The organism is Planotetraspora thailandica, assembly GCF_016863335.1.
Taxonomy (GTDB): domain Bacteria; phylum Actinomycetota; class Actinomycetes; order Streptosporangiales; family Streptosporangiaceae; genus Planotetraspora; species Planotetraspora thailandica.
The window spans coordinates 72189-81311 of sequence record NZ_BOOR01000062.1; the positions used below are offsets into that span (position 1 = coordinate 72189).

A 9123-nucleotide genomic window follows, 5' to 3' on the forward strand; every position below is an offset into this window, starting at 1 on the left:
CCGTACGGCCGGGCCGTACGCGGGTCAGCCGATGGACTTCAGGAACTTCGCGGCGATCGGGGCGGCCACCGAGCCGCCCATGCCGCCCGCCTCGACGAGCACGGCGAACGCCACGTTCCCCCTGAAGCCGATGAACCAGGCATGCGTCTTGATGTCCCCGGCGGGACCGAACTCGGCCGTACCCGTCTTGCCCGCCGTACCGGCCGGCAGACCGGAGCCGTGGGCGGTGCCCTTGGTGACCACGGCACTCATCATGCTGCGCAGCGGAGCGGCCACCCCGTCGGGCAGCGGATTGACGCTCAGCTTCTGCTTGAGCGCGGGCACCAGCGTCGGGGGACGCCAGTTGCCGTCGGCGACGGCGGCCGCCACCGCGGCCATCACCAGCGGGCTCGAGGTGATCCGCGCCTGACCGAACGCCTCGGAGGCGAGCTCCGCGTCGCTGGTCGCCTTCGGCATGCTGGCCTTGGTCGTCGGCACCCCGATGTTGAGCTTCTGGTTGAACCCGAAGAGCGTGGCCGTGTCGTACAGCTTCTGCGCGCCCAGCTTCGAGGCCGCGAGTGGCGCGAAGGTCGTGTTGCAGGAGTGGGCGTAGGAGTCGGAGAACGTCAGCGAGCCGAACGCCTCGTGGTCGGAGTTGCGGATGTCCAGCCCGCCGATCTTCGACGTGGCCGGGCAGGTGACCTTGGACGACGGGGTGAGCCCTCCGGCGAGCAGGCCGGCCGCAGTGATCGTCTTGAACGTGGATCCCGGCGGGTAGATGCCGCCGATCGCCCGGTTGAAGCCACCGACGTTGTTCGCCACGGCGAGGATCTCGCCGGTGGACGGCCGGATGGCGACCAGCGACGTGGGCTTCTTGACGTTGCGGACGGCGTCGGCGGCCGCCGCCTGGATGCGCGGGTCGAGGCTCGTCGTGACGGACCTGCCCGGCTTGCCCTTGATCGTGTGCAGGGTCTCCGTGTGCGACCCGGTGACCTCGATCGTGGTCGTCGGCGTGCCGGCGAGCTGCTTCTGGAAGGTCTCCTGGAGCCCGCCCCTGCCGATGGCGTTACCGACGCGGTAGGCGGTGCCCAGCTTCTTGACGTCCTTGGCGGTGGCCTTGTCCAGGTAGCCGACGAGCTGCTGGACAGAGCCGCCCGGTTCCCCCACGTCGATGCGGTCGCCCTGCGCGTTCATGATCGTTGCCCGGTCGGGCCAGGAGGTCTTCACGGCGAGGTGGTCGGTGCCGTCCAGCGCCGGATGGACCGACTGGGGCGACCAGTCGACCTTCCAGTAGTGGTCCTTCACCGTGAGGCCGACCTGCGTCTGGTAGGTCCAGTCGCCCATGTTCTTCAGGGACGCCGTGACGGTGTACTTGGCCGTCGCGTGTCCGTCGGCGGGAGCGCTGACGGACAGGTCGCTCACGGTCACCTTGGTGGCGCCGAGGTTCTTGGTCAGCTCCGCGTAGGCGGCGTCGAACCCCGATGCGGGGGCGGCCAGCTCGGTCTTCATGGCCGTGAGGTCGCCGCGGGTCCACGCCGAGGTGAACCGCTGCGCCGTCTCCTGCGGGGTGCCCCGTGTGTGCAGCACGTAGTAGGCGCCGCCACCGGCGGCCGCCAGGACGACCACGCCCGCGATCGACGTAATTACGATGGTTCGCCCTCGTGGCACGCGTACCCCCGTGTTCTTGGGCCAGCAAGCAGTCTCAATAGGTCAGACGACACACTGCGGGACGACGCTGAGCCTAGCGTGGGCAAAACGTTACCCACACGTCATCAGGCGGCGTTCTTCACGCTTGCCGCGTATCGCGGCACGTATTCCTGGCCGGAGAGCTTCTGGATCGCTGCCATCACCTCGTCGGTCACGGCCCTGCGGTCGCGGGCGCTGGCGGCGTCGCCGGCGAAGGTCATCGGGGGGCCGATCCGGACGCCGATGCGGTGCAGTCGCGGCCTGGACTCCCCCGGCGGCAGCACCTTCTCGGTGCCCACCATCGCCACGGGGATCACGGGGGCGCCCGTCGTGAGGGTCAGCCAGGCCACTCCGATCTTGCCGCGGTAGAGCCTGCCGTCCGGAGACCTGGTGCCCTCCGGGTAGATCCCGAACAGCTCGCCGGAGTTCAGGACCTCCACGGCCGAGTCGAGCATGGCCTGAGCCGCGGACGCGTTCTCGCGGTCGATCGGCATCGTCCCCATGCCCCGCATCCACGTGGCGGTCAGCCGGTTGCCCGTGAAGTACTCGTTCTTGGCCACGAATCGCATCGGTCGGCTGAGCATCGCCGGAAGGAAGAAGGAGTCCAGCACCGACAGGTGGTTGGAGGCCAAGATCGCCGGGCCTGCGGCGGGAATGTACTTCCTGCCCTCCACCTTCGGACGCCACAGCAGACGGATCAGCGGGACGGTGACGATCTTGGAAGTGCGGTAAAGCACAGGGCTCTCCTCCGGCGTGTGATGCGGTCAACCCTAGGACGCGCCACGACCGGGTGGAGTATGTGCCCCGGGCAACTCACGTTCACAAATTTTGTACGGCTCCGCCAAGTCGGACGAGCCCACCGTACGGAAAGACGAACACCCCGCGACGCACGAAGCGTCGCGGGGTGTTCACGCCGAGGGCCGATGTGGCGGTCGCCTCCTCGGCGAGATGCACAACACGGCTCCAGCCGAACGGTATTCCGTGAAGGCGGTAATTGCGGCCCGGGGGACACAAACCACATCGGCCTCCATGAGCTTAACGGACTCCTCGTGGTGCCTATTCCAAAGCAGGGCAGATATGTCCGTTATAGACCGATTTAAGAGCCGTCATTTTTTACGCGACCCCTCACAGGGGGAACGCGGCCGCCTCGTTGTGCAGCGCCATGACCAGCAAGGTGGCGACCAGCGTCGCGATCAGCAGCCAGCTCACCGCGATGACAACAGTGGAGCGTCGGGGCTTCCGCAATCGGCGCGAGGAGCGCTGCCCGCCCTGCGAACGCCGCTCGACCTTCTCGTTGAACGACTCCAGACGGGCGGCGAGCCGGGGATCGTCGTCGGACAGATGCCTCTCGATGATCGCCAGCATCCGCTCTTCGTCATGCGACCAGGCCATGGCGGACCTCCCCGGAACGCAAGGTGTGTGCGGACGTTCTGCCCAACGATGAAGATCGTTAGCCGCTTTCCAGGCCTCGTATTTACCCGGTCGTGGAGAGTTGCGATCAACGTCGAACCTTTGTTCTAATCAAGTTCATGCGCTGGGACAATCTGCGTCTGACCGATCACGAACCGCAGGCGGCGCCCGCCCCGCTGTTCGCGCGAGGCGCGGTCGCCCGGACCTTCGACACTCCGGATTTCCGCGGAATCACCTTCTACGAGATCCACGCCCGGTCGATCATCAACCGCGTCCCCGGGGCCAGCCGGGTGCCGTTCGAATGGACGATCAACCCCTACCGGGGATGCAGCCACGCGTGCACCTACTGCTTCGCCAGGAAGACGCACGAATACCTGGACCTCGGCTCCGGCGAGGACTTCGACTCCAAGATCATCGTCAAGGTCAACGCCGCCGAGCTCGTGCGCAAGGAGCTCGCCGTCCCCAGATGGGCCGGCCGGCACATCGCCATGGGCACCAACGTCGACTGCTACCAGCGAGCCGAGGGCCGCTACAAGCTCATGCCGGGGATCCTGGCGGCCCTGCGCGACGCGGCCAACCCCTTCTCCATCCTCACCAAGGGATCGCTCATCCTGCGCGACCTCGGCCTGCTGGTCGAGGCCAACGACGTCACCGACGTCGGCACGGCCGTCTCCGTCGGATTCGTCGACGACGCCATGTGGCGCGCGGTGGAGCCGGGGACACCCCATCCGCGCAAGCGCCTGGAGGTGTGCGCCACGCTCAACGAGCACGGCATCCGCTGCGGCGTCCTGATGGCCCCGATCCTCCCTTACCTCACCGACACACCGGAGATGCTCGACGAGACCGTACGGCGCATCGCGGAAAGCGGCGCCGTCCACATCTCGCCCATCGTCCTCCACCTGCGCCCGGGCGCCCGCGAATGGTTTCTGGCCTGGTTGTCGCGCGAGCACCCGCGCCTGGTCCCCCGCTACATGGAGCTGTACGGCAGGGGCGCCTATGCGCCCAAGGCCTACCAGGAGCGTGTCCATCGCGAGGTGGAGGCGCTCGCCCGCCACCACGGCATCGGCCGATCGAGCCCGCGCGCGGCACGGACCCCGCCCGCCCGCCCGGCCCCCGCGGCCCGGCCCGTGGCCGAACAGCTCACTCTTCTTTGACGGATGCGCCCTCCGGCGGCGTCGAGGGCCACGCCGAACGGGTGAGGGCCACCCGCTCCGGCCGTTACGATCGCCAAGCGTGGAGGACTTCGTCCGCGCCCATACGACGCTCGCGGCGGTGCCGTACGTGCCGGAGGTCCGGCTGCACCTGCTTCATGGCGCGCGCCCGTCCGGCGACGATCAGGATCACGAGCTGTACGACCTGTGGGAACGGATGGGCCGGCTGCCCTTCTGGGCCTGCGCTTGGGCGGGCGGGCAGGCTCTGGCCCGCCATGTGCTCGACCACCCCGAGATCGTGCGCGGGCGGGGCGTGCTCGACCTGGCCTGCGGGTCGGGCCTGGTGGCCATCGCCGCCGCCAAGGCGGGCGCGGCCCGGGTGCGCGCCAACGACGTCGACCCGCACGCCCTCGCCGCGACCGTGCTCAACGCCGAGGCCAACGACGTGGAGGTGACCGTCGTCGACGGCGACCTCCTCGACTCGACGACCGGTGACGAGATCGTGCTCGTCGGCGACGCGTTCTATGAGCGGGCTCTGGCCGAGCGGATCATGCCATTCCTCTCCCGGGCCCGCGATGGAGGAGCGGAGGTGCTGGCAGGGGACGCCGGGCGCCTGTGCTCCTACCTGCCCCGGGAGCGATTCGAGCAGACCGGGCGGCACGCGGTGCCCGCAGCGCTGGAGAACGCGGCGCTCACGGAAACGACGATCTGGCGCCTTTTGTGACGCAAATCACAACAACGAAGCACACTTCCGTTGCGTCTGAGAGATGGGGGATTTAACACGACATAAACGGAGTATGACTTGTCTCTCTCAAATCGCGTCGGTGCCGTCACGAAACCGGTCACGGGCGTGGTCAAATCAGCGGCCAAACCGCTGAAGAGGGCCGGGCGTCGGATGGTCCTGGGGGCACTCGACGCCCGCAACCGGCAGCGCCTCCGCTCGGCACCGCCCCGCGACGGGAAGCAGATCCGCATCCTGCTCCTGCACGCCAACGGCATGGGCGGCACGGTGCGCACGGTGTTCAACCTGGCGGGTCACCTCGCGCGGACCCACGACGTCGAGGTGGTCAGCATCGTCAAGGAGAACGCCGAGCCGTTCTTCCCCATCCCGCCGGGCGTGCGCGTGCGCTACCTGGAGGACCGCGTCGCCAAGCCCAAGGGCCTGCTGTCGCGTTTCCCGAGCCGGCTGATCCCCAAGGAGGAAGCGGCCTACCACTGGTTCACGCTGAGGACCGACATCAAGCTGGCCCGCTACATCCGCTCCCGACGCGAGGGCGTCCTCATCGGCACCCGGCCGGGCCTGAACCTGGTCACCGCGCTTCTCGCCTCGCCGGAGGTCGTCACAGTCGGGCAGGAGCACATGAACCTCACCACCCACCAGCCCTCCGTGCGCAGCCAGATCGTCCGCCGGTACGGCAAGCTCGACGCGCTGGTCACCCTGACCGAGACCGACCTGCGCAGCTACGAGGCCAAGCTGCAAGACCGCCCCGGCGTGCTCGCGCAGATCCCCAACGCGGTGACCCCGCTCACCGGCGGCGTCTCGCCGCTCACCGACAAGACCGCCGTCACCGTGGGCCGCCTCACCTGGCAAAAGGGCCACGACATGCTGATCAGGGCGTGGGTCCACGTCGCGGAGCGCCACCCCGACTGGACCATGCGCATCATCGGCGCCGGCAAGCGGCGGGAGAAGTTGGAGGCCTCCATCGAGAAACACGGCCTCGTCGGGAAGGTGATCCTCGAGGGCGCGATGAAGGAGGTCGGCCCCGAACTCGCCAAGGCGTCGATGTTCGTGCTGAGCTCCCGCCACGAGGGCATGCCGATGGTCATCCTCGAGGCCATGAGCAAGGGCCTTCCCGTCGTGAGTTTCGACTGCCCGACCGGGCCCGCCGAGCTGATCACCCACGGCCACGACGGACTCGTGATCGACTTCAAGAAGATCGTCCCCCTGGCCGAGGGGATCTGCACGCTCATCGAAGACCAGGACATGCGCGCCAAGCTCGGCGCCCACGCCCTCGAGACCGCGGCGGGCTACGACATGGAGATCATCGGCAACCGCTGGGAGACGTTCCTCACCTCACTCCTCCAGCGCGGCTGATCCCCTCGCGTCGCGCCCGGAACTCTCCGCCGAGGCGACCAGGCGGCGCGCCAGCGCTTTCACCTCGTCCCTGAGCCGGCCGGGGGCGATGACCGTGAACGGCCATCCGAGGCCGGCCATCATCTGGGCGAGGCCGTCCAGCCGATCGGCCCTGCCCGTCATGCGCACGCCCCCGTCCGCGGGGGCGAGCGCGGCCACCGACGGCGGGATGCGCCGCCTGGCCTCCTCCAGGGTCGTGTCCAGCAGAACCTCGAACTCGTGCTCGTACGGCACGCCGGCCAGGGATGCCATGACGTGTGCCGCGGGCTCGAACCCGGCGGGCGGCGAGAACTCCGCGTCGGTCGGCTCCACGCCGGCCACCCGGTCGACGCGGAACGTCCTGACCTGCCCGCTGAGGTGGTCGTGGCCGGTGACGTACCACCGGCCCGAATGGAACACGAGCCCGTAAGGATCGAACTCCCGCTCGCTGTCCACGCCGGCGTAGGAGCGGTAGGCCAGCCGTACCGTGCGGCGGCCGCGCACTGCCTCGGCGAACGTCAGCACCAGCGCGCCGCTCGGCCCGCTCCCGGCTGTCGTGCTGCGCGACGTGACGTCCACGGTGTCCGCGACCGCCCCCACCCGCTCGCGCAGCGCTTCCGGCAGCACGCGCTGGATCTTCGCCAGCGCGCTCGCCGTGGCCGTCTCCCCCACCCAGAGCCCGGTGCGCCGCCCGGCCAGCAGGCCGAGCACGACGGCCGTCGCCTCGTCGTCGGTCAGCATCAGCGGCGGCAGCTTGTAGCCCGGCATCAGCCGGTAGCCGCCGTAGCGGCCCCGCTCCGCCTCCACGGGCACGCCCAGGTCGCCGAGCCGTACGGCATAGCGTCTGACGGTCCGCTCGTCCACCTCCAGGCGGGCGGCGATCTCGGGGCCGGTGAGCCCAGGCCGGGCCTGCAGGAGCTCAAGAAGGGCGAGCACACGGTTCGTCGACATATCAGGACCGATTTTGACCGGATTCGGTTCTAGCGTCGACCCCATGACGACCTACGTACTCGTTCCCGGTTTCTGGCTCGGCTCCTGGGCGTGGCAGGAGGTCGCGTCCGCGATGCGCGCGGCCGGCCACACGGTGCACCCGCTGACGCTCACCGGCCTCGCGGAGCGCTCGCACCTCGCCTCGCCTGTCCTGACCACCGGCACTCACATCGACGACATCACGAACCTGCTGGCCTTCGAGGACCTGCGCGACGTCGTGCTGGTCGGCCACAGCGGCGCGGGCGCGGCAGTGACGGGGGCGGCCGACCGCGCCGCCGAACGGATCGCGCGCGTCGTCTTCCTCGAAAGCGGCCCGGTGCCGGACGGCGCCGCGCAGATCGACCTGACCGGGCGCGACGACGTCGAGTCCGGCCTGGTGGACGGCTGGCGTTACCCGATGCGGTCGTGGGAGGAGTTCACGGCGGCCGGGGTGAGCCTGGAGGGCCTGGGCCCGCGCGAGCGCGCACTCATGGCCGGGCGGGCCACCGACCAGCCTCTCGGCACGATCACGCAGCAGCTGTCCCTCAGCGGGGCGTTCGAGAAGCTGCCGAAAGCGCTGATCAGCTGTTCGTTCCCGGTCGATCAGGTCCGGGGGCTGATCACCTCGGGCCATCCGCTCTTCGCGTCGTTGTCGGGGCCGGAATGGGAGCTGCACGGCCTGCCGACGGGACACTGGCCGATGTTGTCCCGCCCGGCCGACCTGGCGGCGCTCCTCGGCGGAATCCGGTAGGGGCGAGCCCGCGTCAGCGGGCGGAAAGGTCGAGTTCGACCGGCTCGGCGATCACGTCCACGAGAGCTCCGTTGCGCAGCACCGTGACGGGCAGCGGCCGGCCGATCGCGCCGGCGAACATGAGCCGTTGCAGCCCCTGGGCGTCCTGGACGGGTTGGCGACCGGCGCTCAGCACCAGGTCGCCGGACCGAAGCCCGGCCTTGGCCGCGGGCGATCCGCTCACCACCTCCACGACCCGCAGTGCGCTCCGCTGTCCCACTCGCTCGCGTACGTCGGGCGGGAGCGGGGTCGGCGCGGTCACCAGGCCGAGGTAGGCCCGCCGTACACGGCCGTCGTTCATCAGGGCGGCGATGATCGAGCGGGTGGTGGAGTTGATCGGCACCGCGAGCCCGAGGCCGGCGCCGGCGACGGCCGTGTTGACGCCGACGACGTGGCCGTCGGCGTCGGCGAGCGCGCCCCCGGAGTTGCCCGGGTTGAGCGCCGCGTCGGTCTGGATGACGTCCTCGATCAGCCGTACGGCCGAGCCGCTCCTGGCGGGCAGGGAACGCCCGAGGGCCGAGACAACCCCGGCGGTCACCGACCCCGCCAGGCCGAGCGGGTTGCCGACGGCCACCACCAGTTGCCCCACGACCAGGGCGTCGCTGTCGCCGAGGACGGCCGGAGCCGGGGTCGGGCCGAGCGCGCGGATCACCGCGAGATCGGAGAGCGGGTCGGCGCCGGCGACGGTGAAGTCGGCCGAGCCGCCGTCGGAGAAGGCCACCGTCCCGCTCTTCGCCGACCCGACCACGTGAGCGTTGGTCAGCAGGAACCCGTCGGGGGTGAAGACGACGGCCGAACCGCTGCCGCGCCCGGCCGTGACGGCGGCGACCTTGGGGGTGAGCTCGGCCGCCACCGAGGAGACGATCTGGGAGTACGCGTCGAGCGCCACCGGACCTCCCGCATGTCGATGATTACGTGATTACACGATAAGCACGCATGCGGCCCGGCGGTATTCCTGTAGGACTTTTGTCCCGCCGAAGCCCGGATCGTTGGATCTACTGGCGACGATCACGCCTTTCTAGTGG

Annotated in this window: 9 protein-coding genes; 4 read left to right on the top strand and 5 right to left on the bottom strand. The window is 69.6% G+C overall.

Annotation, left to right across the window (positions count from 1 at the left end; genetic code table 11):
* Positions 1-24 precede the first annotated feature (24 nt).
* The 3 genes from Pth03_RS33205 to Pth03_RS33215 all read right to left on the bottom strand — a co-directional run bounded on the left by Pth03_RS33205 (position 25) and on the right by Pth03_RS33215 (position 3057).
* A complete protein-coding gene (locus tag Pth03_RS33205; protein WP_203948409.1) occupies positions 25-1647 on the bottom strand; it encodes a penicillin-binding transpeptidase domain-containing protein in 1623 nt (540 codons plus the stop codon).
* 104 nt (positions 1648-1751) lie between these two features.
* Positions 1752-2402 (bottom strand): lysophospholipid acyltransferase family protein, encoded by a 651-nt coding sequence (locus Pth03_RS33210; RefSeq protein WP_203948410.1) that lies wholly within the window; start codon positions 2400-2402, stop codon positions 1752-1754.
* Between the two features lie 388 nt (positions 2403-2790).
* Positions 2791-3057, bottom strand: a complete 267-nt coding sequence (locus Pth03_RS33215; RefSeq protein WP_203948411.1) for a DUF3040 domain-containing protein — start codon at positions 3055-3057, stop codon at positions 2791-2793.
* A gap of 137 nt (positions 3058-3194) precedes the next feature.
* On the opposite strand from Pth03_RS33215, the gene Pth03_RS33220 reads away from it, so the two are divergent.
* The 3 genes from Pth03_RS33220 (at position 3195) to Pth03_RS33230 (ending at position 6321) form a co-directional block, all read left to right on the top strand.
* Entirely contained in the window at positions 3195-4229 is a 1035-nt protein-coding gene (locus tag Pth03_RS33220) for an Rv2578c family radical SAM protein (protein WP_203948412.1), read from the top strand.
* A gap of 79 nt (positions 4230-4308) precedes the next feature.
* Positions 4309-4950, top strand: a complete 642-nt coding sequence (locus Pth03_RS33225; protein WP_203948413.1) for a class I SAM-dependent methyltransferase — start codon at positions 4309-4311, stop codon at positions 4948-4950.
* A 78-nt stretch (positions 4951-5028) separates the two neighbouring features.
* The gene (locus Pth03_RS33230; RefSeq protein WP_203948414.1) at positions 5029-6321 is read left to right on the top strand and encodes a glycosyltransferase family 4 protein; all 1293 of its coding nucleotides are present in this window, start codon (positions 5029-5031) and stop codon (positions 6319-6321) included.
* On the opposite strand, the gene Pth03_RS33235 is transcribed toward Pth03_RS33230, so the two are convergent.
* Positions 6301-7290 (bottom strand): helix-turn-helix transcriptional regulator, encoded by a 990-nt coding sequence (locus Pth03_RS33235; RefSeq protein WP_203948415.1) that lies wholly within the window; start codon positions 7288-7290, stop codon positions 6301-6303. The two genes, Pth03_RS33230 and Pth03_RS33235, sit on opposite strands and share 21 nt — an antisense overlap.
* A 43-nt stretch (positions 7291-7333) precedes the next feature.
* Between Pth03_RS33235 and Pth03_RS33240 the strand changes: the two genes are divergently transcribed.
* Complete coding sequence (locus tag Pth03_RS33240; protein ID WP_203948416.1) at positions 7334-8059, top strand: alpha/beta fold hydrolase; 726 nt, start codon at positions 7334-7336, stop codon at positions 8057-8059.
* A gap of 13 nt (positions 8060-8072) precedes the next feature.
* Here the strand turns inward: Pth03_RS33240 and Pth03_RS33245 are convergent, their stop codons facing one another.
* A complete protein-coding gene (locus tag Pth03_RS33245) occupies positions 8073-8987 on the bottom strand; it encodes a S1C family serine protease (protein ID WP_203948417.1) in 915 nt (304 codons plus the stop codon).
* Between the last annotated feature and the right edge of the window lie 136 nt (positions 8988-9123).